Origin of the sequence: Bradyrhizobium sp. NBAIM01, from assembly GCF_020194115.1 — a bacterium.
Classification (GTDB): Bacteria; Pseudomonadota; Alphaproteobacteria; order Rhizobiales; family Xanthobacteraceae; genus Bradyrhizobium; species Bradyrhizobium yuanmingense.
In genome coordinates this window covers 23468-48130 of sequence record NZ_JADYVU010000025.1, presented here as the reverse complement: position 1 = coordinate 48130, position 24663 = coordinate 23468, and the positions used below count along the sequence as shown (strand labels likewise).

Here is a 24663-nt window from a genome sequence, read left to right as displayed (position 1 = left end):
TGCGGTTTTCTTCGCGGTCCTGAATGTCAAGGACTTAGATTGCGTGGAGCGGCGCGGCAGAGAGTCTTGATCCTTTCTAATCCTCCAAGCACGAGTCTCCCCGCGCGTACGCAAGCGCATCACGATCATGGGGCTACGAAAGCCTGCGCGCTCAGTTCGTAATGATCGCAATCGCTGCAGTTCGGAGTTCAATAGGCTTTCTACCTCACACAAAGTGCCAAGACTCTGATGATGACCAACTTTTGGAGCCACTTTATCTGCTCGTGCCCTGTAATAAGACGGCTCGCCCTCTGTCTTACGATGCGAGCCAGAAAAGGCGCGATGGGGGCGCACCTCGCCAAATTTCTGCGATAGGTCGTCAGTACTTGGAAGTAGCAGCCATCGACCGGGTTACAAAATAGGATGGGAGACATTTGGGTGCGAACAGAGTTTTCGTGGATCAATCGGCCCGATCTTCGATGACATTTATGCTTTGGATGATCCATGGCCATACTTCTCGTCCTGGGCGACTTGGATTATACGATCCGTGGTGAGCCGCTCGTTCGACAAATTCTGGCAACGAAAGCTTCCGCACCCTCTCAAGCCCGATGTTCATACGACATCAACGCAGCAGTGCATCGCTCTCCACTGACCTTCTCGGGGGCCTGCGTCATCTACGTTCGGCGCGAAATGAGGGCTATCAGTTCTGAGACACTGGTGCGCCCCGATCGCAATTGTTATGCGGCTTGGCCTAATGTCGGCTTGGCGCGGTTTATCGGCTTAGAGTTGTCGGCGCCGGCGATTAGCTATGCAGCAAACGTTGGCCTCCTAGGCGACGGCATTGTCGTGAAAAGGACGCACTATCGACAGACAGCGCGCGCATGCCCAGCTTCGCGGCTATTATCATGTCGACGAGTTGCATCGACCATACTACGGAGAAGACTTCAGAAAAAATCTCGATGCGACAGAGAGATGTCCATGGATCATCTCCTTTGTGCTTCGAATGTTTCCATTTAGGTCTTTGGCCTCGACGTTTCCCGAACCGTGGCCTTGTGACGGAACGTCGCGACATTTATCCAGCGCCGCTTTCCGATGCGGAGGAGTTTGAAAGCTGTCTGGCCAGCTTGGCGGCTCTTGGTCTTGATGCGACCGGCCTTGAATCAGAAGGGCTGTTTCACGCGGATCTGATTTTGTCTCGCCTGAGGCCGATGCGCGCGCCACTCCTCTGGAAACATTGTCACCTTCGCCAGCGGCAGGGGCGGACGATAGGCCCCCCGTTAGCTTCATCTTGAAGGCGCCGATGGCTTGCAGGTCGCGCTAGAGCCGTGACAGGTCAGAAGCCGCTGCGGTGCGCCCAGCCTCGATCTGGGCTGGGATCAACAGGTCGAGAACGAAGCCATTCTGGCCAACAGAGCGGCCGCAGCCGATGATATTTTGTAGGATAAGGACTTCGTCCAGATGCCATTTATCTATCGCGGCGAGCGAGAGGCGCTCGTGGGTGCAAAAGTCCTTTCCCCATTGCCGCTAGTGTTCATACCTCAATCAATGATCGGCCGATCTTTGGACTCGACCATGCGCAAGACAAAGTACAAAACTAGGAATATAGCAACGCGGGACCGATCACTTTGAGCTGGGGCTATGGCACGAGCGAAACGTGCTGGTGTTCTAGTTCTCGGCCGCTCCATTCGTTAGCTCGACGGTGTCCTTTTGCCTGATGGAGCTTGATTTCCCGCAACAGAAGGCTTGACGAATCTCGGCGGGTGCCGCCTAGATGTGGGTCTGTCACGGTCTTCTGTCCTTTATTTTGTGGACCGAAGCTAAGAGGGAACCCGGTGCGCCGAACGGCTACTCCGGGGCTGCCCCCGCAACTGTGAGCGGCGAGCGGCTGTCATCATGGTCACTGGCGCGACAACGGCGCCGGGAAGGCCGGCAGCCGCAGCGACCCGCGAGCCAGGAGACCTGCCGCGACAGAAGAAACGTCCTCGGGCGGGGTGCCCCGTTGGGTCGCTTGCAGTCGGGACATTTGCCTGGTCTCCTCGCAAGTCGTCCGCGGGCCCCAGCTCCAAACATCGCGGGGTTGCCGATGTCGCCGTCTTACGATTTCGATCAGCAGGGTCATCTCATTGCACTGTCCAGCGTGAGCCGGCGGCGAGCGCAGGCAAAGTCTGCCGCGCCTCAGCTGTCTGTTGCTCCGCCTCCGTCGCTGTCTCCGTTGCCGCGGCCTCTCGCACCGTCTCCAAAGCCGTCCGAGCTCACGCTTGATCGGTCGCGCGACTACCTGCTGACGTCCTTCGGCAAGCTGACGCTGAATGACCGTTATCTGCTCGCCGGCGAAGGTTTCCAGGACATGTTTGCGCGGGTGTCGTGCGCCTTCGCGGACGATGTTGCGCACGCCCAACGTCTTTATGATGCAATGTCCCGGCTGTGGTTCATGCCGGCCACGCCGGTGCTTTCCAATGGCGGCACCACGCGGGGGCTTCCTATCTCGTGCTTCCTTAACTCGGTCTCGGACTCGCTCGAAGGCATCGTCGGCACATGGAACGAGAACGTCTGGCTCGCCTCCAACGGCGGCGGTATCGGGACTTACTGGGGGAATGTGCGCTCAATAGGCGAGAAGGTGAAGGGCGGTGTGACCTCAGGCATCATCCCGTTTATCCACGTCATGGACGGCCTGACGCTGGCGATCAGCCAAGGTTCCCTACGGCGCGGCTCCGCGGCCGCCTATCTTGATATCCACCATCCGGAGATAGAGGAGTTCCTCGAGATCCGGAAAGCGTCCGGCGACTTCAACCGCAAGAGCCTCAATCTGCATCACGGCATCAACGTTACCGACGAGTTCATGCATGCCGTGCGCGCCGGAACCGCCTTCGCGCTTCGCAGTCCAAAGACCAACGAAATCGTTCGCGAGATTGACGCCCGCCAGCTGTGGCAACGCATTCTTGAGAACCGGCTGCAGACCGGCGAACCGTATCTCTTGTTCATCGACACGGTGAACCGCGCGCTTCCCAAGCATCAGCGCGAGCTCGGCCTTAGAGTCTCTACATCGAACTTGTGCAGCGAGATTGCCCTCCCGACCGGCCTCGATCACCGCGGCAAGGAGCGCACCGCCGTGTGCTGCCTCTCATCAGTCAATCTCGAGGCGTGGGACCAGTGGAATGAGGAGGCAGGCTTCATCGAGGACATCATGCGCTTCCTGGACAATGTGCTCACTCACTTCATCACGGTGGCGCCGGATGGCATGAAGCGTGCCCGCTATGCCGCCCTGCGTGAGCGCTCGGTTGGCCTCGGCGTCATGGGGTTCCATTCGTTCCTTCAGGCCAAGGGCATCCCAATGGAGAGTGTCCTGGCGAAATCGTTCAATCTGAACATGTTCCGAAAAATCCGTCGCGATGCCGACGCAGCATCTGTGGCGCTCGCGCGCGAGCGCGGCTCTTGCCCGGATGCCTTGGAACGCGGCGTGATGGCGCGCTTCAGCCATAAGATGGCAATCGCGCCGACCGCCTCGATCAGCATCATCTGCGGCGGCACCAGCGCCTGCGTCGAGCCGATCCCGGCGAACATCTACACTCATAAGACATTGTCGGGCGCCATCTCGGTGCGTAATCCCCATCTAACCAAGGTGCTCACGGCCAAGAGCGCCGACACCTCGGCGATCTGGCAGTCGATCATAGCGCACGAGGGATCGGTCGCCCATCTCGACATCTTGTCGGAGCAAGAGAAGGCGATCTTTCGTACCGCTTTCGAGATCGATCAGCGCTGGATCGTCGAGCTTGCCGCCGATCGGGCCCCGTTCATCTGCCAGAGCCAGTCGATTAACCTCTATCTGGCGGCCGATGTGGATAAGTGGGACCTCCACATGCTGCACTGGACGGCATGGGAGCGCGGATTGAAAAGTCTCTACTACTGCCGCTCCAAATCGATCTCGCGCGCAGCGTTCGCCGGCAACGTCAGCGCCGGCGACAATTCGGCACAGCTGCAGCACACCGACTATGAGGAGTGCCTTGCATGTCAGTGATCGATCTGTCGTCAGTCGATCCACGCTCGCTGATCGGCAAGGGCCGGGTCGGCCTCCTCGAATCGACAGGCACCTATGACGTCGATCGCTACGCCTGGGCTTACGACTTCTGGAAGCGGCAGCAGCAGACCCATTGGATGGGCGAGGAGGTTCCGCTCGGCGCCGACCTCAAGGACTGGGCGTCGGACCGTGTCACCGCCAACGAGCGTGCGCTGCTCACCCAAATATTCCGTTTCTTCACCCAGTCGGACATCGAGGTCGGCGACAATTATCTCAAGCGCTACATCCCGATCTTTCAACCGCTCACCGTACAGATGATGATGGCGGCGTTCACAAACATGGAGACCGTCCACATTGACGCTTATGCGCTGCTGCTCAAGACGCTCGGCATGCCCAAGACCGAGTTCGAGGCATTCCGCGACTATGCGCAGATGCGCGCCAAAGCGGACTACATGCACGAGTTCGGAGTCCAGACCGTGGCCGACGTCGCTCGTACCCTTGCGATGTTCGGTGCCTTCACAGAAGGCATGGCCTTGTTCGCAAGCTTCGCCATGCTGCTCAATTTTCCGCGCTACAACAAGATGAATGGCATGGGACAGATCGTAAGCTGGTCAGTGCGCGATGAGAGTCTCCACTGCCAGGGAATTATCAAGCTATTTCATGAATGGCACCGCGAAACCGGCGCGGTGACGCGCTCCGTCCGTAACGACATCATCGACGTCGCCAAGACCATGGTGAAGCTGGAGGAGAACTTCGTTGATGTGGCCTTTGGCCTCGGCGAAATCGAGGGCATGAAAGCTGAGCAGATCCACGCTTATGTCCGCTATGTCGCGGATTGGCGACTGACCCAGCTCGGAATTACCCCGGCCTTCGGCTTTTTCGAGGCCAGAGAGAGCGGTTTTATCCAGCTCAGGCCGCATCCCTTGCCATGGCTGGTCGAGATCCTGAATGGGGTCGAGCACGCCAATTTCTTCGAACAGCGCGCTACGGAGTACTCTAAGGCGGCAAGCCGCGGCAGCTGGGATGGCGAAGAGGGGGTGTGGGCGGCTTTTGGCCGTATGTGGGACGACCGCAACAGCGCTTTGCTGAGGCGCGATCCTGGTAAAGCTCATACACTTTAGCAGAAGTGCGCTGATGCTTGCGGAGCAAAGCCAACCATCTACCCTACCGAAGGTATGATAGCTCACTCCTATCTCAGAACGCGCTCTCAGCTTCGTCGTCGAGGACATGAACGTCTCACGGTCTTCTAAAATCCCAGCGAGACCGCCGGAGGGCGCGCTAGACCGATTTGTTGTCATCACCGCAAGCGCGTCGTGTTTCCAGCGCGTCCATTTGGATCAATGTCGTACTTTGCGCTTTATCGGCTTACAATTATGAAATGCCCATCAAAGAGGAGCGTTTCCGCGCAAGAGCCGCGCGCCCGATCGCCCTCAATAGGTGCTCGTGCCATCTCGCCCTGTCGGCCCTCGAAGATGACCTGCCGTGGCTCGGCTACAGCCGCTAGTGGATGGGAGGATCTTCCGGGTCCGCAGGTCGGTCTTCCTCCGCATCTTCGGGCCAAAGGGTTGGGTCTAGCGAAGGTGTGAGACGAATGAAGCCCTCTTCTCTCCATTCGGCTGTGTGAGGCACCCCCAGCATTGTGAAAACCTGCGTTGGGTGGTGCTTGCTCGGCTTCACTCCGCTGCGCTCCAGCATGTCCATTTGAGCGTCTGTGGCTGTTTGACCAGCGAACAGCCAGCAATCCTTGGCGAGATGTCCGTTCAACATACGGAACCCGGAAAGTTCTGGCGGTGCAGCTTCGGAAGGCACAGCTTGAGGTGGTCCCGCTTGCGATTGTGGGGCGTGAGAGGGGCCGGCGTGCCAGAGCTCAGCCCGCAAAGGGGCGACGCACCATGGTGCGGCGTGCGATGGCTCCGCCGCCGGTGCCGCGACGTGCGGTTGCTCGGAATGGGACGGGCCGACATCCACATTCTGCCATATCAGATCTTGATCGAAACCAGGATGTTCCTCGATGGCCTGAGCGATGGTTTGCCGCGAGAGATGTTGCGGGAGGTTCTCCGGCTCTGGCTCGGCATCGGCCGCAGGGGACGTATACAGATCATCCTGCCAACCCAAGTCTGGTAAATAGTGGTGCGCTGCATCCAGGTATGGCGAAGAGGGGTGCCCAGCATCCAAATATGAAGAATAGGGATGGCCCGCGTCCAGATATGGCGAATAAGCCTCGCCCTGCAGCACTGGAGGAGGGGCTCCCTCTGGCGGAGCACTAGCCTGTGTGTTGCTAAGCTGCCGCTCAAAGCCGGTGGTGTCCGTCGTCGTTCGCGGTGAGTCGGGCTCTGGGCTCGAAGTGGCCGAGCCGACTGCATTGAAATCCACCTCATTCTCCTTTCAAGTGATGGAGCACTTCGAGCTATGCAAAGGCACCGTGCCAGCTCCGAAGCACGTGTTCGGAGGCTCGCATTGGATCTCTAAGTCGTCGCACTACCTTCAAAGATGGCGCTAACCACCACTCGATCGAGCATCCCGTGCCTGATGCCATACATCCGCGGCTCTCTCCATGAGCTGACCGTCTAGACATCACCCTCATTCTGGGCACCTTAGCTTTCGAGAAGCTGACGATCAGATGGATTGAAGCCAATGCGGGTTCGCCCGAATCGGCGGAGACACATCATCAAGCCTCATTTCCGGCCTCGACCGGCTTCGCGCACGTCGCCGTCCTGGTACGGTGTGTCGGATGAATAATGACCCTCGGGTCGTCCGTCTCGAATGACCGTGCTTGAGGAGCCGCGAAACAACATCAAAACCGAGTCGCGTTGTGGCCTTTCGGCCGCGACGTGATCCCGCCGGGCCTGCGCCTCCGCCACAAGGCCCTTGAGGGTCTGGTCCACCAATGCAACAAAGCGCGGTGGGCCAGAAGCCAGGACGAGGCCCTCTCCCGGAGCCGGTTTCACGATATAGCGCTCGTCGGAGATGTTGAGCGCATCGAGCGCAGTCTTGAACGCATCGAAACTGAGCGGGTTCAACACAATGAGCCGGCTTTGCGCCTCGTGGGCAGCAGAGACGTAAAGGACGAGCCCGTCGTAGTACCATTGAAGATTGTAGAGCGCGGTCAAACGATCGAGGAACTCTCGCGGCGGAAGGTCCGGCATTCGTCCGCGGATCCTGCCCCTTACTTCGGCACTAACATTGACCCTGATGTTGAGGTTGTTGCCGAACTCCTGAAGGGCCGCAGAAAGGTCCTGATCGAGCACGGTGTAGCTATAAGAGGTCGAGGGTAGCGAAAGGGATGCGCCAAACGCCCGCATCATTCCGAGATACACGATCCCCGCCACATAGAGAGCTCTCTTTAAAATTTGCACCATCTTAGATCGCACGAGCATTCTCGGACGGCCTCCACGCAGAGTAAGACTGGGGTTTCATTCCAACTTGGAAGCCAAACGTGATCTTTAGATGACGCAATCAGCGGGATCTTCGTCAGGTTTTCGTCAGCTCCCCAATCTATGACCTTGATCCGCTTATCGGTCAGAATGCCTGGTCTCATCACACGAGAACAATGACTCCTTCCATGATGTTAGGCCCAATGCCGATCTCTCCCAATTCAGTCGACTGTATTGGCAATGCCTGCTCGCCGGCAGCTACTGGTGAGCAGGTGCACTTTGAGCAGGCTCTGGCGCAAGCAGCTTCTACTCACGGAGCTGCCTCTCAGGTCGCGGACAGGCCGGCGGTTGCTCCGCCGGTAATGGAGGTCCAGCGCGCGAACGCGTTGGCAAGCCCGCCGGGCGACCGCGTGCTTCACGCCCTCTCCAGTATATACCATAGCCATGCCGTTCCTCCGGCTGTCGGAGGCGTGCCGAGTGCTGTGACCAGTCTGCAGCCTGGACCGGCGGCCCAGCCGGTCTTGCAGTCGGACAACGTCGGCGCACATGCGACGGTTAAGCCCGTTGGAGCGGATTTCGATTCGATGATGGTCAATCTGCGGGACGTCTATAGAGACGTCATTCAGGTTTCACTCGTCTCCAAGGGTACCAGTGCCGTCAGCTCGTCGCTCAACAAGCTGCTGTCGGCAGGCTGAGTGAGGCTGATGGGTGGCGTGATGCAGACTGGTAGCGGCGGCGGCCGTCAATCGTGGCGGCACCTTCGGGCGTGTTTTGCTCTGCCTCTTCTCCTTGTGCTGATGGGCTGCAAGACTGATCTCTACACTAAAATTCAGGAGCGCGAGGCTAATGAGATGCTTGCGCTCCTCCTTGGAAAGGGTGTTGATGCCGTTCGTGTTGTCGCCAAGGACGGAACCAGTACAATCCAGGTCGAGGAAAAGCAGCTCGCCTATTCGATCGACCTGCTGAATATCGAGGGGCTGCCGCGCCAATCCTTCAAGAATCTTGGCGAAATTTTCAAAGGATCCGGCCTCGTTGCCTCGCCGATCGAGGAGCGGGCCCGTTACGTTTATGCTCTAAGCGAAGAATTGTCGCGCACGATCAGCGATATAGACGGCGTCCTTTCAGCTCGTGTCCATGTCGTTCTTCCGAAGAACGATTTGCTGCGCCAGGATGCCACCCCGTCGTCCGCGTCGGTTTTCATCCGACATGGCTCCAGCGCGAAACTATCGGCGCTGCTACCGCAGATTAAGATGCTTGTCGCAAACAGCATTGAAGGTTTGTCTTACGACAAGGTCACGGTCGTCTTCGTGCCGGTTGAGCGGGCACCGCTCGAGCAATTGGGTGCGCCGACGGCCGCTCCGGCTCAAACAGCCAAATCTGGCTCAGTACCGTTGCTTGCACTCGGTGTGGGAGGCGCGGGCGCGGCATTCGGTATCGTATCTTACCTGTTGCTGGGCGCGCGTTTTCGTCAGTCCGGACAATCAGTGCGAAAATGGACCCTGTTCGGTACACGTTCGAGTGCGCCCGCTGCCCCTGCTGTGCCGGCTACCGGCAAAAAGATGATTCCTGATGCGACATAGTCAGGACGCTCATGTCGACATCGATATCATCAACCGAACCCAATCGTTCGTTCACGTCGGCTACCGATCGGCAGCGCGAGCTCGTTGCCTCAATCCATCCGAGCCGTTTTGCTGCGCGCCTTGATCCGCTGCTGTCGCCTCCCACATTGGCCCGGCTACAGCGGAGTGCCAGGCTGCAGCCAAGACTGGCCGAGCTGTTGCTTGGCAGCGAAGTGGACCTGAGTGGCGCGGGTTGGATCGAGGACCCTCTGCTCGGGCACGATCCGCATCGGGCAGCGCTGCTCGCGGGCAGCATCTGGCATGCGCGCTCCGTCCTCAAGCTCGTATCCCGGTACGATCTGTCGATATTAATCGAAAGGATCGGTGCCGAAGCGCATGCTTTCGGGGTCCGACATCTCTCCTATGCGGTCGCAACCACGCCCATTGTCGATCCTGAGCAGTTGTCGCGACGGATCGAATGCGACGGGCATGCTTGTCTCGGCGCCTGGCTCGAAAAGGCTTCATCAATTGACCGTATCCGCGTGCTTCTGCGCCTGCCGATTGGGACCACAGCGGAGAATCCGGCTGCTGAACACCGTAGCGCGGCCGGCCCGCTGCTTTCCCTGGTGACAGCCCATTTGGCGAGGGAGGCCGCCAGGGCATGACAGCCGATGGTCCAGAATTCCCGGTGGCTCCACAGATTCGGCCCCTCGGGCCGTTGATCTCGGCGGCCGAGCTCAAGATCTGGCACGACGCCGTAAAGGCACGGGCTGCTGCCGAACGGCATCTGCAGCGGGTTCGCGGTTGGGCACGCCAGGCTTATGAACGGGAACGAGCGCGGGGCCGCGCCGAGGGCGCAAAGGCTGGCGCAGAAGAAATGGCTCGACTGATAGCGCAGGCTGCTTGTGAACTGGCGCAGCAAAGGGCTGTTCTGGAGCGGGAATTACCGCAGTTGGTGTTTGAGATCGTGCGCGATTTGCTTGGCGCCTTTGATCCGGGCGAGATGCTAGTGCGGGGCGTTCGTCACGCCATTGAGCAAAAATACAGGAACACGGAAGTTTGCCTTCACGTATCCCCCCTAAAGGCCGATCTGCTGGCGGGTGAGTTCAGGGGCTATGACGGACTGGAAGGGCGGCCGAAAGTCAAGATTGAGCCGGATCCGGCGCTGACAACGGACCAGTGCGTTTTGTGGAGCGAGTTTGGCAATGTCGATCTTGGACTTGGCGCGCAGCTCCGCGCCCTACGGCTCGGGCTTGGTTTGTCTTCGCAGGCAGGTAAATCGTGACCATGCAACACGAGAACCATGAAACCGCGGCCAGAGAAGGAACTATCCAGGCCGCGCTCTCATCCTTGAGATCTTCTGCGAAGCATATCGATACGCGCGCTGTGCGCGGTCGAATCACGCGGGCAATCGGCACGCTCCTGCATGCTGTCTTGCCGGAGGCCCGCGTCGGAGAACTATGCCTGTTGCAGGATCCCCGCACTGGTTGGTCGCTCGAAGCCGAGGTGATCGGTTTGTTACCTGATGGGGTGTTACTCACGCCGATCGGTGACATGGTCGGGCTGTCTAACCGTGCGGAGGTGGTCACAACCGGACGAATGCAGGAAGTGGCAGTCGGCCCAGATTTGCTCGGTCGAGTGGTCGACAGCTTTGGGCGTCCGCTCGATGGCAAAGGTCCCATAAAGGCTGGCGAAGCCCGCCCGTTGCGCGGCAAGGCACCCAATCCAATGAAGCGGCGCGGCATTGAGCATCCCTTTCCGCTCGGCGTTCGTGTCCTCGACGGCCTTCTGACGTGTGGAGAAGGTCAGCGCATCGGAATCTATGGTGATGCCGGTTGCGGCAAGTCGACGCTGATGTCGCAGATCGTAAAAGGGGCGTCGGCCGACGTAACAGTCGTTGCGCTGATCGGCGAACGTGGACGAGAGGTGCGTGAGTTCATCGAACGTCATCTTGGCGAGGCCCTCCGCCGTTCCGTGGTCGTGGTTGAGACTTCCGACCGTTCGGCGATGGAGCGGGCTCGCTGCGCCTATATGGCGACGGCACTCGCCGAATATTTCCGTGACCAGGGACTGCGCGTCGTTCTGATGATGGATTCATTGACGCGCTTTAGCCGCGCCATGCGCGAGATCGGCCTTGCCGCAGGAGAACCGCCGACCCGGCGCGGCTTTCCGCCGTCCGTGTTTGCACTGTTGCCGGGCTTGTTGGAGCGCGCCGGCATGGGCGAGCATGGCTCCATTACGGCCTTCTATACAGTGCTAGTCGAAGGTGACGGCACGGGCGATCCAATAGCCGAAGAATCACGCGGCATTCTCGATGGCCATATTATACTCTCGCGCGCGCTGGCCTCTCGTGAGCATTTTCCGGCTATCGATGTGCTGTCGAGTCGAAGCCGCGTGATGGATGCAATCGTATCCGTGCCGCATCGCAAAGCGGCATCCTTTTTTCGTGATCTGCTCTCGCGCTACGCTGAAGCCGAGTTCTTGATCAAGGTTGGCGAATATAAGCAAGGCTCTGATCCGCTAACCGACCGGGCGATTGCCTCGATCGAGGATCTGCGGGGATTTTTGCGCCAGGGTCAGGACGAGGCATGCAGCTTTGAGGAGACGATCGCATGGATATCACGTCTCACTGCCTGAATCCGCTGCACGCGTCGAAATTGCGGCTTGTCAAGGACATGCGGGAGCAGAGCGCCCTCCGTGAGTTGTCCAACATGGAAGCCAAGCGCCGCATTGCGGTTCAAGCCGTCGCACAAGCTCGCGAGCATCTTGCAAACGCCGAAGAACGGCGCGCAAAGGTCGAAGCGAAGCTTTATGGGGAGTTGTTATCGGCGGATGCGATTTCAGTCTCCGAATTAGAGCGGCGCCATCATCTTATCATCGGTCGGCTCACAGACGAGATCGCGGCGGCGCAGCGGAGCCTTGACAAGGCTCGTGTTGCTGAAGAGCAGGTTGACGCGGCGGCTGTTGAGGCGCGTACCCTCTGGACCAAACGTTCGGCGGCGAGCCAGAAATGGCATGAGATCGAGCGCGACGTTCGGCGTATCACGAATACGCATTTGGAGGCCGCGGCTGAAATCGAAGCCGATGATGAGGTCCTGCTCCGGCGAGGCCGACCCGGCCAAATGGAAAGCGAGCCGACATGATGGCCGCTTTTTCTGTGCTGGAGCCTACGTGCTGCAATGTAGAAGTGGCTCCTGCGATACACAGATCGGGTGGTACCACACCCTTTATACCGCCGCTGACCCTCTCTCATGAGGTGGCCTCGTGGCTCAATGAGATTGCAGCTTTGCGCACACCTCTGCAAAGCCGTCTCGGCGAGAAGCCGCTATCGGTCGGTGTTAGCCGGCTTGTCTGGCAGGCCGAGCCGGCTTCGGCATCGATGCTTGGCTGCGTCTTCGAAGTAGACGGAGAACACGTCATCCTGTCCTTGCCCGATCCGCTTGCGGCAGCACTGATCGAGACCGTACAGGATGGCCTGACCTTACCCTCTGAGCCGGCGCGTTCGCTGATCCTGGAACTTGCGCTTGAGCCCTTGCTCGCTCCTCTTGAGAGAACGATGCAACGGAATCTGCGGCTTGTTCGCACTGAGGAAGCGCCCAGTTCGAGACCTTATCTTGAATTCGACGTCGTCTATGGTCAGCTCGCCAGCAAGGCTCGCCTCCTTCTATTCTCGCCTCTTGACGGGCCGGTTCCTTCGGCGTTCCGCGCCCTAGGCGAGCTGCTTTACCGATTGCCGCGACAGACGCCCAGGCGGCTTTCCGAACTTCCGGTCATCGTTGCAGGCCATATCGGTTCGCTCCGTCTCACGATCGGCGTTGTTCGCCAAGCACGGCAAGGCGACGCGCTGCTCCCGGACGCAATTCCCCTCGCGCGAGGCCAGATCATTCTCACTGCAGACCGGTTGTGGGCCCCTGCAGAGATTGACGGCGACAGGCTGGTGCTGCGGGGACCATTCCGCTTGCGATCCCACCCCCTGAAAAGTGAAGATGTGATGACACAAGGCCCCGCGCAGCAGCCCCCCTCAGAGGCCGATATCGACAGTCTTGAGATCACACTCATATTCGAATGTGGCCGCTGGCCGATGCCCTTGGGAACCTTGCGAACCATTAACGAAGGCTACGTCTTCGAAATTGGCCGGCCGCTCGACGGCCCGGTCGATATCGTTGCCAACGGCCAGCGAATCGGCCGCGGCGATATCGTACGGATCGGCGAGGAACTGGCCGTCAGGTTACGCGGCAGGTTGGGGCTTAATGACTGAGATTCAACCCAGCGTCCTTGCGCTTCTTGCGATAACCGTCGGCCTTGGCCTGCTGGCCTTTGCAGTCGTCACAACTACCGCCTTCATCAAGGTCTCGGTTGTTCTCTTCCTCGTGCGTAATGCGCTGGGGACCCAATCGATACCGCCGAACATCGTCCTTTACGGAGCGGCATTGATCCTGACCGTCTTCATCAGCGCTCCGGTGTTTGAGCAGACCTACAACCGCCTTACCGACCCCCAACTTCGCTATCAAACCTTCGACGACTGGATGGCAGCCGCGAAGGAGGGGCAGGAACCGTTGCGTGCCCATCTTAAGAGGTTCACCAACGAAGAGCAGCGCCGCTTCTTCCTGTCGTCCACCGAACATGTCTGGTCGGAGGAGATGCGCGGCAGCGCCACGGCAGATGATTTTGTGATTCTTGTGCCATCGTTCCTGATTTCCGAGCTCAAGCGTGGCTTCGAAATCGGCTTTCTTCTCTATCTTCCCTTTATCACCATCGATCTGATCGTCACGACCATTTTGATGGCCATGGGCATGTCGATGGTCTCCCCGACGGTTATCTCCGTCCCGTTCAAGCTTTTTCTATTCGTCACTATCGACGGCTGGTCACGTCTCATGCACGGGCTGGTGTTAAGCTACACGACGCCTGGAGGTTGACGATGAACGAAGCCAGCATCCTCACGCACTTAAGCCAATCGCTTGTCCTTTTCATGATCTGGGTTCTGCCGCCGCTGCTCGCAGCTCTCATCTCAGGATTGATCATTGGCCTCATCCAAGCGGCAACCCAGCTCCAGGATCAAACCTTGCCTCTGACAGTCAAGCTTCTGGTCGTCGTAGCCGTGCTCGCCGGGTTTTCTCCCGTGCTCAGCGCGCCACTCATCGAACAAGCCGAGCGCATCTTCAGCGAGTTTCCTGCACTCACCGCAAGATATTAGCAGAGCTTGGATGGCTGGCCCGTCCCCCACCGATGCGCAAGCTGTCGTCCAGGGCGCGATCGAGCTCGTAGCCGCAGCCGGTCTGAGCGCGGCTCGCGCCCTGGGCATCATGCTAGTGCTTCCTGTCTTCACCCGACCGCGCATCAGCGGCCTGATTCGGGGAAGCCTGACGATTGCGATCGGCCTGCCATGCCTCGCGCAGGTCAAGCTCGGCCTGCCAGCACTGGACCCGGGCACCCGTCTGGTCAGCGTCACCATGCTTGGGCTTAAGGAGGTATTTGTCGGCCTTGTGCTCGGCGTCCTGCTCAGTATTCCGCTATGGAGTATCCAGGCAGTCGGCGACATCATCGATACCCAACGGGGAATTTCAAGCCAGGTTGCGGGCGAGGATCCCGCGACGCACAGCCAGGCGTCCGGAACGGGACTTTTTCTCGGCATAACCGCGGTTACGATCTTTGTTCTGGTCGGCGGCCTCCAGACGATGGTGAAAGGTCTGTATGACAGCTATCTGGTCTGGCCCGTTTTTCAGTTCTTGCCTGCGGTGACGTCGCAAGGGGCGATGGAATGTCTGGCTCTTATCGATCAAATCATGCTGACGACGCTGCTGGTCGCCGGACCGGTGCTGGCCCTGCTGCTGCTGGTCGATATCTCGGTCATGATGCTCGGCCGTTTCGCATCTCAGCTCAAGATGAACGATCTCTCCCCGATGATCAAGAATGTCGCTTTCGGCGTCATCATGGTCAGCTACACCGTCTATCTACTGGAATACGCGGAAGCTGAGACCTTGAACTCGAGCAACATGCTTGAGTATCTGAAGAAGCTGTTGAAATGAGCGGTACGAGTGAGGAGAAAAAACTTCCTCCGACGCCCAAAAAGCTGCGCGACGCGCGCAAGAAGGGGCAGAGCGCGCGCAGCTCCGATCTGGTGAGCGGCGTCAGCGCCTGTGCCGGTTTCGGGTGCCTGTGGTGGCGAGCGGGTGCGATCGAGGACAAGTGGCAAGAAACGGTCCGACTGGTCGATAAATTGCAGGAGCAGCCGTTCACAAGCTCGGTGCCACAAGCGCTTAGCGGCCTGCTAGAACTTTCGATTGCAACTGTCGCCCCGTTGCTCGCCGCTGCCGTGACAGCAGCTCTTCTGGCTAATGTCCTGGCCAATGGCGGCTTCATGTTTGCTTCGGAGCCGCTCAAACCGAAGCTTGAGAAACTGGACCCCATCAAAGGCTTGAAACGCATCGCCTCGAAACGTTCGGCCATCGAGCTTGGTAAGACGTTAGCTAAAGTGGTCTTGCTTGGTGCGACTTTCTTTCTCACCGTGATCGCGAGCTGGAAGGCGCTCGTGTACCTGCCGGTCTGCGGCATGGGCTGTTTTGGCTTCGTCTTCACCGAGGTTAAACTGTTGACCGGGATTGCCGCTGGCGCTTTTCTGGTCGGCGGATTGGCTGACCTTCTAATCCAGCGCTGGTTGTTTATACAGGACATGCGCATGACGGAAACGGAGGCCAAGCGGGAGAACAAGGAGCAGCAAGGCAATCCGCAGGTCAAGCGCGAGCACCGCCGTCTGCGGCAGGAGTCGGCCAACGAAGGTCCGCTCGGCATCAGTCGGGCCACCTTGATATTGCGAGGGTCGGCAACGTTGATTGGGCTGCGCTATGTTCGCGGCGAGACCGGCGTTCCGGTCTTGGTCTGCCGTGGCGAGGGCGAAGCTGCTTCACAGTTGCTTGGCGAGGCTCGCGCGCTGCGCCTCAACATTGTGGATGACGATGTCCTGGCGCGTCAGCTGCTCGGCAAAGCAAAGCTCGGCAAGCCGGTACCATCGCAATATTTCGAGTTGGTCGCAAAAGCACTCTATGCCGCTGGGCTGGTCTAGATCATCCTGTCTTAACGCCGCGATCGGCAACGTGGGCTCGATGGACGCTGGTATCTTCCGCAAGGATGCTTCGCCCGATAGCTGCGCGGCCGCGGCCTCGCCGACGGGATCACCGGATCAGCGGCGGCGCCGAGCGCAACAAGTTGTTCCCCAATTTCAAAGCGCTCACCGGTTTTGACGACTCCAACCGTCTACGCGCAGCCGGCACCATCCTCGTACGATCGCCGCGGTACTCAGCCTCTGGGCCGGTGCGGGTGAGCAACCCGACAGCACACCTCTGCGCAATTATCAGTCCTATGCGCTCGCGCCGTATCGCGCTTACTTCCTCCTTTGATCTGACGCTACCAAATGAGGTAGCTATTGCATGTTGGCGATTGTGGTACTTCTAGGCGATGATCGGAATGAGAAGTGAACAACTTGGTACGTTACAATCACTTTCAAGTCTAGAGATGTCAAATGCCCGCGAATGCAGGCGAATACGAGGACGGCAACGGCGGGCACATGTGTGCCAGACCCGGCTCTTCGACCGAGCGCCTCCGCCGATGGTACTGCAAAATCCACGACAGACGCATCGCGTATCCATTTACGTTTCCCGGATGGCAGAGCTCAATCGAAGCGACAAGCAACCTGTTCGCGACGGCACTGAAGGACGGCTTAGCTTTGGCTGGTTGCTCTTTGCACGATCAGGCCACCTTTCTGAAGAATCGCGGACTCCAAAACTCCCTCGGAGGCGTTCAAAAACCCTCGGAGGCGTTGAGGTGTCACCTGGTTTTCTGGTCGAGGTCGTTCAGCGCTCGCTCGAAGATATTGAATCGTCTGAAGCCGCAGCCATCACCTGCGGGAAGGCAAGCGATTCGCCGAGCTCGCGACCAGAGCCCGGTCACACTTGTTTCCTCCGCAGCCTAGGGCGTATGTCGCGGACAGAGGACGGTGTGAAGCGCTGCAGTGGTTTCAGCTGACCTACCCAGGTATTCCTACGATTGCGCTGCAGTCGACATGGCACGAGTTATCATAGGTTCGTATTGCTGTAGGTACTCTCGTCATTGTCGAGGAGAGCTGCGGACACTTAACTGATGAATGCAATGTGTCGTCGGTCGGACCTTCTCTTGCCATGGGTGACCGCCGGTCGCATGCCTGTCTGTTTCACCTACCCTAATCCACGGTTCCGTCTTTGCATACCGGGCAACGAAACCGAGAGATGACCTCCCGAGTGGCAACGCTCACATGTTTGCTGTTCGACAAACAAACATTTTGCACCGTCGCTGCGTGCGAAGCTCAAAAGTTGCCATCACTTTCAGCCTGCTAGTACGTCACGGTGATTCTGACCGTTGATCTGGGTCCTACGAGATCGGTCGTCTTGGCCGCGACGAGGACTTCAGTGCCTGCGGGCAGCGGTGTTCTGCGAATGAGCCCGGCGCGTTCGAGGGTGAGGATCAAGGAAGAGGCCCTTCTGCCACCGGTTCGATGGGGAATATGTCGTGCATGGGGATGTGCTCGAATTGCACACGGAGGCCCCCCAATCCGCGGCAACCGATCGTCTGCTTTGACGAAAGCCCGGTCCACCTCATCCGCGAGGGCCGCCCACTGGTGCTGGTGAAGCCCGGGGAGATCGAGTGCTACGATTGCGAGTACCGGCGCAATGGCACAGCCAATTTGTTCGTGGAGATCGGAGTGAATCGTCACTGGCGCAAGTTGGAGCTGAACGAGCACCGGCCGCCACCGGCATCGCCGAGTGCATGCGCGAACTCCCGACGTGCACTATCTCTTAGCATGGGATTCGCATCGTGCTCGACAATCTCCATCCATACGTCCGGCGCACCCTATCAGGCGCTCCCGGGTTGACCAGGCTGGCAGCCTCCTGCGACATTTGGAGTTCATTACACCCCAAAGGATGTCAGCTGGCTCAACATGTCGAGATCGAGACCGGCGTGCTCGCCCGACAGTGTCTCGACTGGCGCACCGACAGGTATGACCGTTTCGTCAGAGAGATCGCTGCATGGGAGAACGTCGTAACGCCGAGCGCGCACGGACCAATTGAATGTTCACAACCCTGAAGGCGCGCGCCCATTGGGCCGCGCTCACATCCCAAATAGCTGCCGAGTGCCGAAAGCACAATGAGTCAAAGTCTCCGCGCCGAGACACTCGAGCCCCTCGTTCAGCCAGATTACGGCCGATCGAAGAGAAGAACGCGGCCTACCGGTAGGCTTTCGGTCGTGTAGAGCTGACCGTGGATAAAAAAGCGCTCATTGGGACATCCCGGCTCGGCAGAAGACCTAGGCTCTGCAATATGTCGATCACGACAGGCGAAGCCTCTTGGGGGCCGTGCGTCCAGTCGTCTCCGAACAACTCTCCCAGTTCAGGCACTTGCGGGAGGGTCTGTTGGCCTGATGCCGCTGCGGCAGACGGCAGGGGAAGGTTTGGCGCCACCGCCGAAGGAGCGTCCGCGCCCCATTCAAAAGGGGCCGGCGAACCAAACCCTGGCGCAAGACCGCCGTAGATATCTGACGAAATCCTCGGTGCCGCAGGCATAGTTTCACCCGGCAAAACGGGCCGAGGGTGATGAATGAGTTGAACGTTGTTGGGGCCTTCCGGTCCCAAGATGGCGGTGTAGTGTTCGCCGCCAATCTCGTAATTCATGACTAAATGTTCCGCAACAGGCAAGAAGTCCCACTTGCCCAAGGTGGACAGCATCATTTCCGGGGCCAGCTGCGTGCGATGGGAAAAATCCTTGGGCACGGCGAACGAAACATCAAACGTATCGCCGACAGCGGGAGACCGCAGATGGATGAGCTGAACATCATTGGCCCTCCCGGTCCCAACACGGCCGTATAGCGTTCACCGCCAATGTCGTAGGTCTTTACCCGCTGTGCAGCATCCGGCAACAGACCCCAGCGGCTTAGCCTGGAGCGCATCAATTCCGGGGCGGCCTGGGTGCCATAGGAGAAATCCTTGGGAACGGCCAAAGACGCATCAAAGCTATCACTGGCTGCGGGGAACGTCTGCTCAAGCGCGGTCTGGGCCGCAGCGCCTTGGTTCATCATCCGCCCAAAGTAGTCTTCAGAGGCGGAATTCGGCTGCGGCGAGCTCGGCCGCCAAGTCGCGGCATCGAAAACTTCTTCCTGAGCGACACTTTGCACCGGCGAGGGGATGGTTGGACTCATCGTCGGCCAAGGCACCCGTGCATCAAAGGGCGGGGCCGGCAAGAGGTTCTCGCGATCCGCGGCATCGAAAAGCTCTTCCTGAGCGACACTTTGCACCGGGGAGGGGATGGTTAGACTCATCGTTGGCCAAGGCACCGGTGCATCGAAGGTCGGGGCCGGCAAGAGGTTCTCGCGATCCGCGGCATCGAAGAGCTCTTCCTGAGCGATACCTTGCACCGGCGAGGCGTTGGTTGGACTCATCGTTGGCCAAGGCACCAGTGCATGTGTTGTCGCCAGCAAGAGGCCCTCGCGATCTGCCGCATCGAAAAGCTCGTCCTGGGCGACACTCTGTATAGGAGAATGGGCCGCTAAACCCATTGCATGCCTGACCTGCGGAACATCGAACCCGGGCGGCAATGAGCCGCCCCCATCCGCGACGCTCCCCATCGGCTGGCGGCATGGGGGAGGGCGCGGACGGCTGAATGACCTGACGCGAGCTGCCTCCTTCCCCGCCTAAATTGTTCTGCAGGGTAGTCGCACGATAATCGCCGAGGCCGTTCAAGGCGACGATGAGCGTCTTGTCCTTTGGAAACAACCTATCCGCGTGGCCGAGCAGTCTATCATCACTGAGCTCGGCCATGGACAAGGGTCCGCCAATTTCCGCAGATGGCTCGCATAGCCCTCGGCCGTGTTCTTGGCGATCCGTCGACCAAAACTTGCGTTGGCGGCCTTCCTGATGAGCCTCTCATCTTCCCTGGAAGGACGATAATGTGTTGCGATGGGGCCAACGTCGGCGTCAGGCTCGCGGTACTGACTGACCATTGACAATGCTGGGGCGATGATCTTGTCAAGTGGCAGCAGCTTCTTGGCGTAACCGGCCAACGCATCGTCATCGAGCACAGAGATTAACTTGCCAGACTGCTTCAGCGCCTCGGCCAAATTGCGAAGCCGACGATCATAAATTTCGACCGTTCTCTCACTCGGCGGCTGTCCTCGAGCGAGAGCAGCGCGGGACGATGACTGGATCAGTCGATCGTCCTCCTCAGTGACATCATAAAGCGCAGCGTGAGGATATACGGGGCCCGCCTCTCGCGCGCCTGCCAGGTGCTGCTCAAACGCCGCATGCGGCTGTTGCGGCTGTTCCACCGTGGCATCTGACGCGGTGGACTCTCTATCGGCTGGGCTGATCGTCTTGAATCGGTCCATGGTCAGTCCGCTGGCATCGCTCTCTCGTTATTTCGCTACTCACGTTAATTTCCAAAACCTGACTTGGCCGAGTGGAAGAGTAGAATGAAAGGTGAATGACGGCCGACAAGTTCCTTCTCCAAGCCGCTGCAGCATCGCTCGTGCGGCCAAAGAAAGCGCCGGATCAAAAAGAGCGTTTTCAACTGAAGTGTTGAGCTGCAATCCGTGGGGTACTGCCCACCGATGATCTCGATCGCCTCGACCTTCAGCTCTCGATCGCGGCGATCACTGCGTCATCATCGCGAGGACTGGGCCCATTCGGAGGGCTTGACTGCTCGGAGATCCGGCGTGAGACGGCGACGCGTCGCTCGCTCCTTGAAATCAACGGGATATCAATTTCGGCCGCATCAGAACCGTGAGTTGAGCGCAGTCTTGCGCATTCCTGGCTAGCGTTCGCGCCGAGAGTGCGCCCTCATGGAACCTCGCAATCTCTGCTCGCTGGACGCCTGGAGCGAGAACCCGCGAAGCGAAGCCATTCGTACACCAACTCGGTTATCCATGTTCGCTCTCTGACACCGGCGCCGACACGCTGGGCGGCAGAACAGCTCAGAGACTGCCGGCGGCCGCTGATCCATCAAATCAGAGGCCCAGCGCGTCTTGACTGCTGATGGCATGGTCGTTGCGATTGAGATGCAACGATGGCTTGTGCAGACAAACGATGCTCTTGTTCCTTTAAACCGACGTACCCTTTACCGAGATATCGAGCGGGCGGCCGCTGCCGTAACCCGCTCGAGAGCAGGGCATTCCATTGATCGGACGGAGACGACGATCACGCAAAGCAGCTGCCCAGCGCGTAGAGAACTGGAGACTGGAAATGAGTGGCCCCTAGCCATAACGGCGCGGCGCCAAAAGAGCGAGGTGGACGGAATAATCGCCTGATCTGCGTCATGCGAACACCCGTACATATGAAAGTTTGCGGTATGCTTTTGCACATTCTCCTGGCGTGCTGTCGCCACGTCTAGTCACGTTTCTGAACGCGCCTCATCGTAGACTCTTTCGGCTCAGTTCTCAGCGCCGATGGTCTCGGAGGGGCGGCGTCGTCCGGATACGCTTTCCCTGTCAAAGCGCTCAGAGTGATTGATGGCGGCTTTATGGAGCACGCGCACGCCACCTGGAATTCCTGGACGAGGTCGAGTGTTGCGGGTGAACGAGCCGCCAACCGTCTCGATGAGAGACAAACCAATCGCTGCCGCCACGTGGCCTGCAATGAGGGGCAGCTCGATCGTGACACACAGAGCCGCGCCATGTTACGGTCGTGGCGACCACGATCAAGCGCAAAGTGTTGCACGGTGAGTTCGGACAGCGCCCAAAACGGCCTATCGGAGTGGCTGCACATTCCGTGTTGTCGTTCCCGCCGCGTCCGGCGATGCTGTGCCTGCGCCGTCTTCTCCGTTGCTCTTGTTGCGCGGGGCGGAGGTGCCGTAGTTGGCAAGAGGAATGGCGGCGCGATCGCCATTACTCGTGATGACAGACCGATTGTCCAGCAAATCGAGCGGATCATTGACCATGACTGCTAGATTGTTTTTGGTCGAGCAGCCAAGGGTCGAGTCGAACGAATTGTCGTTCACGGCGGGTCCGACGATCAAAAGCGACGGACAGATCGGAGGATGGGCTTCAAAGGTGATCGCTTCGATCCTCACGCCGGAACGGGGCGGTAGATCGACGGGGGAAGCGGACAGGCGGATGTTATAAGGAGCAACGCCCATGGCGCGGGCTTCGTGCGCCACTTGGGTAATGAGCCTGGGGGAGCCGGTGACATCCACATGGAGTGCATCCCGCCGACCACCACTCACGTTCGCGATAAAGCTCCGCAGCTGAATCTTCTCGGAGCCGCGAACGCTCTGCAGGACCAAGACACGTTTCTTCTGCTCGACGTGTATCGCTTGTCCAGCCGGCCCGAGATGGAGCGAGCCACTATTTGCGCAGCCACCCAATGTTGCCCCAATAACGATCAAGTGACAGAAAGGTCGCAAGGTCATTTGACGATCCTCATTCGATGATAAAGCCGGCGCTGCCGGTCAATCCTGGTGCGGTGGAGCGAGGTGCATCGCGGTCTGGCGGCGGCCGGGCCACGGTGTTCGTCAAAATCCGCCCCGCGTCTGAGGGCGGTGCGATGCGGTCGGTTGGCGCACTCATCTTATTGGGGTTCGATCCGGGCCGCACGATGTAGGGCGTGACAATAATGACCAGCTCGGTTTCACGTTTTTGAAACGATGAGGAGCGAAAAAGCGCACCCAGGATCGGGACATCGCCGAGCCACGGAAACTCGCCGATGTCAGTGTTGAAGCTGCGTCTGATGAGCCCACCGATTGCAAAGCTCTGACCGCTGGCGAGCTCGACCACGGTGCTCGCCCGCCGAGTCGAGAGGGCAGGGACCGCCATGCCATTGATTTTGACTTCGCCTTCGCTAGTCAGTTCGCTGACTTCGGGCTTCACACGGACATTGATCTGATTGTTGTTGAGCACGGTCGGGACGAATTCCAGGCTCACGCCGAACTGTCGGAATTGGACCGAGACCTGTCGATTATCCTGCATGACAGGGATCGGAAATTCCCCGCCGGCGAGGAAGCTTGCGGCTTCACCGGACATCGCCGTCAGATTCGGCTCAGCCAGGATTGAGGCGAGGTGCTCGCTCGCAAGAGCGTCGAGAACAGCGCTCAGGTTGGCATTGCCGGCGTTAAACCCGATCCCGATTGTGCCGCCGCCACCCGCCGCGCCGGACCCGCCCCCTTTGCCGGTGACAAGGAAAGCGCCGTTTGGGCCGGAGGCTGTGAAGTTGATATTGAGATCCTTGACGGCGCTGCGGGAGACTTCTGCCACCCGTACGCTGAGATTCACCTGCAATGAGCCGGCAACCTGGATCTTGTTGACAACCAGGGCGCCCGCCCCAAGAAACTGCTCAGTGACCCTCCTGGCGGCCTCGGCGACATCGGCATTGGGCGCCGTACCACTAAGGATCGCGCCGCGCGGGGTATAGCTGACCTGAATCGGATAGTCGCCGACCTCGGCCTTCAGCGCGGCGCGCAGATCCTCGATCGGTTGGGTAACGACAACACGCAGCTCAGCCAGAGCCTCACCCTTGTCGTTCAGGGCAAACAGGCTTGTGCGTCCGGACTTTTTGCCAAACACGAAAATCGTGGTGTTCGACGGCGCCTGATAGTCCGCAATCGCGGGGTCGGCAATAAAAATGCTCGCAGCCGGTTCGGTCAGATGAACTGTCTTGCCCTGTGAGGAGGTAAGATTGAGCGTGCCGGCGGTGCTGCCAGGCGCCGCACGTGGCGGCTCTCCTTTGCCATCCCGCTTTGTCTGAGCTGTGGCAGAAAGCGGAAACAGCAGAGCGGCTGCGCACAGGACGTAGCAGAGGCGGGAAAAAGCGGCTGTATGCGGGCCGCTGGCGACCATCGACGGCCCATCAGCGCCGGCGGCATTGTTAACGACGTTCAAGGGAGTGTTGCTTTCAAGTTCGATCGGCTAGGCAGCCGATGCTGCGCCAATGAGTTCAAGGGTGTAACCGACACCGCGCGCGGTCTTGATCCGGAGCGTTGCACCGGCCTGGCTCAAATGCGTGCGTAAGCGATAGATCCCGACTTCCAGCGCATTGGTCGAGACCTCGTCGTCAAATGCATACAAGCTATCTTCGAGCGAGGCGCGCGGCACGGTACGGCCGGCGCGGTTGAGCAGATGTTCAAGAATGCACACTTCGCGGCGCGCAATTCTGAGGATTCGACCACCGACGGAGACTTGCCGGGCGATCGGATCGAAATGCAGATTTCCGAATGTCACCAGCGGCGCCGTCATTTGTGTTGACCGTCGCAAAATAGCTCGCATGCGAGCAATCAGTTCGTCCATAGACACGGGCTTGGGCAGAAAATCATCTGCGCCCGCATTGAAAATCGCAATCCGCCGGTTGAGATCGTTGAGACTGCTCATGATCATAGCCGGCATTGACCGTCCCTCGCGCCGCAACTGCTTCACCCAATCCAATCCGTCTCCATCGGGCAAAGCCGATTCGAGCAGGACCATGTGGTAGTTCGCGCAATCGAGCGCGGCCGCCGCCTCATCCAGCGAGCGTGCCACGTCGACGGCGAAGCCTCGATTTAAGAGCGCTACCTTCACGTCGCGCGCAAAGTCCGCATGATGATCAACCAGGAGTATTCGCATTCATCGCCTCTCGTCCATTCACACCAAGACCGGAGCGCGACACGATCGACAATGGGGATCGATGGAGCTGAGAGGCGGTTGGGTTGGGGTGAATTTGAACAGCCCGAAACGAGAGGGCGGAACATGTTGA

General features: G+C 59.2%; 20 protein-coding genes, 1 pseudogene and 1 riboswitch. Of the genes and pseudogenes, 14 read left to right on the top strand and 7 right to left on the bottom strand.

Features of this window, described 5'->3' with window-relative positions; translation table 11 throughout:
- Positions 1-402: 402 nt before the first annotated feature.
- From I6F31_RS35510 to I6F31_RS35500, 3 genes and pseudogenes are all read left to right on the top strand, one after another.
- Positions 403-1248, top strand: a pseudogene (locus I6F31_RS35510) (class I SAM-dependent methyltransferase).
- A 499-nt stretch (positions 1249-1747) separates the two neighbouring features.
- Positions 1748-1961: riboswitch (cobalamin riboswitch) on the top strand.
- Between the two features lie 101 nt (positions 1962-2062).
- Entirely contained in the window at positions 2063-3994 is a 1932-nt protein-coding gene (locus I6F31_RS35505; RefSeq protein ID WP_225186999.1) for a ribonucleoside-diphosphate reductase subunit alpha, read from the top strand.
- A complete protein-coding gene (locus tag I6F31_RS35500; protein ID WP_225186998.1) occupies positions 3985-5115 on the top strand; it encodes a ribonucleotide-diphosphate reductase subunit beta in 1131 nt (376 codons plus the stop codon). Before I6F31_RS35505 ends, I6F31_RS35500 begins: the two co-directional genes overlap by 10 nt.
- Before the next feature lie 1554 nt (positions 5116-6669).
- Here I6F31_RS35500 and I6F31_RS35495 read toward each other — a convergent pair.
- A complete protein-coding gene (locus I6F31_RS35495; RefSeq protein WP_225187012.1) occupies positions 6670-7299 on the bottom strand; it encodes a secretin N-terminal domain-containing protein in 630 nt (209 codons plus the stop codon).
- A 272-nt stretch (positions 7300-7571) separates the two neighbouring features.
- On the opposite strand from I6F31_RS35495, the gene I6F31_RS35490 reads away from it, so the two are divergent.
- Genes I6F31_RS35490 through I6F31_RS35440 form a run of 11 tightly spaced genes read left to right on the top strand, consistent with a single transcriptional unit; the run spans position 7572 to position 15987 of the window.
- Positions 7572-8063 carry a nodulation protein NolB gene (locus tag I6F31_RS35490; RefSeq protein WP_225186997.1) on the top strand — a complete coding sequence of 164 codons (492 nt, stop codon included), beginning with the start codon at positions 7572-7574 and terminating at the stop codon, positions 8061-8063.
- Positions 8064-8072: 9 nt separating this feature from the next.
- Positions 8073-8948 carry a type III secretion inner membrane ring lipoprotein SctJ gene (gene sctJ / locus I6F31_RS35485; protein ID WP_276573227.1) on the top strand — a complete coding sequence of 292 codons (876 nt, stop codon included), beginning with the start codon at positions 8073-8075 and terminating at the stop codon, positions 8946-8948.
- 11 nt (positions 8949-8959) lie between these two features.
- On the top strand, positions 8960-9592 hold the full coding sequence (locus I6F31_RS35480) for a nodulation protein NolU (protein ID WP_225186996.1): 633 nt from the start codon (positions 8960-8962) through the stop codon (positions 9590-9592).
- Positions 9589-10212, top strand: a complete 624-nt coding sequence (gene sctL / locus I6F31_RS35475; protein WP_225186995.1) for a type III secretion system stator protein SctL — start codon at positions 9589-9591, stop codon at positions 10210-10212. The genes I6F31_RS35480 and sctL overlap by 4 nt, the downstream gene beginning before the upstream one ends.
- 2 nt (positions 10213-10214) lie before the next feature.
- Positions 10215-11564 (top strand): type III secretion system ATPase SctN, encoded by a 1350-nt coding sequence (sctN, locus tag I6F31_RS35470; RefSeq protein WP_225187010.1) that lies wholly within the window; start codon positions 10215-10217, stop codon positions 11562-11564.
- Positions 11540-12070: a hypothetical protein gene (locus tag I6F31_RS35465; protein ID WP_225186994.1), complete on the top strand. Its 531-nt coding sequence runs from the start codon at positions 11540-11542 to the stop codon at positions 12068-12070. Before sctN ends, I6F31_RS35465 begins: the two co-directional genes overlap by 25 nt.
- Positions 12067-13185, top strand: coding sequence for a type III secretion system cytoplasmic ring protein SctQ (sctQ, locus tag I6F31_RS35460; protein WP_225186993.1), 1119 nt, complete (start codon positions 12067-12069; stop codon positions 13183-13185). The genes I6F31_RS35465 and sctQ overlap by 4 nt, the downstream gene beginning before the upstream one ends.
- Positions 13178-13843 (top strand): type III secretion system export apparatus subunit SctR, encoded by a 666-nt coding sequence (gene sctR, locus I6F31_RS35455; protein WP_225186992.1) that lies wholly within the window; start codon positions 13178-13180, stop codon positions 13841-13843. Before sctQ ends, sctR begins: the two co-directional genes overlap by 8 nt.
- Positions 13844-13845: 2 nt before the next feature.
- Positions 13846-14121, top strand: a complete 276-nt coding sequence (locus I6F31_RS35450; protein WP_225186991.1) for a flagellar biosynthetic protein FliQ — start codon at positions 13846-13848, stop codon at positions 14119-14121.
- A 10-nt stretch (positions 14122-14131) separates the two neighbouring features.
- Positions 14132-14953, top strand: coding sequence for a type III secretion system export apparatus subunit SctT (gene sctT, locus I6F31_RS35445; protein ID WP_225186990.1), 822 nt, complete (start codon positions 14132-14134; stop codon positions 14951-14953).
- Positions 14950-15987, top strand: a complete 1038-nt coding sequence (locus I6F31_RS35440; protein WP_225186989.1) for an EscU/YscU/HrcU family type III secretion system export apparatus switch protein — start codon at positions 14950-14952, stop codon at positions 15985-15987. The genes sctT and I6F31_RS35440 overlap by 4 nt, the downstream gene beginning before the upstream one ends.
- Positions 15988-18180: 2193 nt before the next feature.
- Here I6F31_RS35440 and I6F31_RS35435 read toward each other — a convergent pair.
- The 6 genes from I6F31_RS35435 to I6F31_RS35410 all read right to left on the bottom strand — a co-directional run bounded on the left by I6F31_RS35435 (position 18181) and on the right by I6F31_RS35410 (position 24533).
- Positions 18181-18681, bottom strand: coding sequence for a hypothetical protein (locus I6F31_RS35435; RefSeq protein WP_225186988.1), 501 nt, complete (start codon positions 18679-18681; stop codon positions 18181-18183).
- Positions 18678-19505, bottom strand: coding sequence for a hypothetical protein (locus I6F31_RS35430; RefSeq protein WP_225186987.1), 828 nt, complete (start codon positions 19503-19505; stop codon positions 18678-18680). The genes I6F31_RS35435 and I6F31_RS35430 overlap by 4 nt, the downstream gene beginning before the upstream one ends.
- Positions 19506-19685: 180 nt before the next feature.
- Positions 19686-20333, bottom strand: coding sequence for a hypothetical protein (locus I6F31_RS35425; RefSeq protein WP_225186986.1), 648 nt, complete (start codon positions 20331-20333; stop codon positions 19686-19688).
- Positions 20334-21688: 1355 nt separating this feature from the next.
- Positions 21689-22351 carry a CpaD family pilus assembly lipoprotein gene (locus I6F31_RS35420; protein WP_225186985.1) on the bottom strand — a complete coding sequence of 221 codons (663 nt, stop codon included), beginning with the start codon at positions 22349-22351 and terminating at the stop codon, positions 21689-21691.
- Positions 22352-22361: 10 nt separating this feature from the next.
- Complete coding sequence (locus tag I6F31_RS35415; RefSeq protein WP_225186984.1) at positions 22362-23816, bottom strand: type II and III secretion system protein family protein; 1455 nt, start codon at positions 23814-23816, stop codon at positions 22362-22364.
- 27 nt (positions 23817-23843) lie between these two features.
- Complete coding sequence (locus I6F31_RS35410) at positions 23844-24533, bottom strand: response regulator transcription factor (RefSeq protein WP_225186983.1); 690 nt, start codon at positions 24531-24533, stop codon at positions 23844-23846.
- Positions 24534-24663 lie beyond the last annotated feature (130 nt).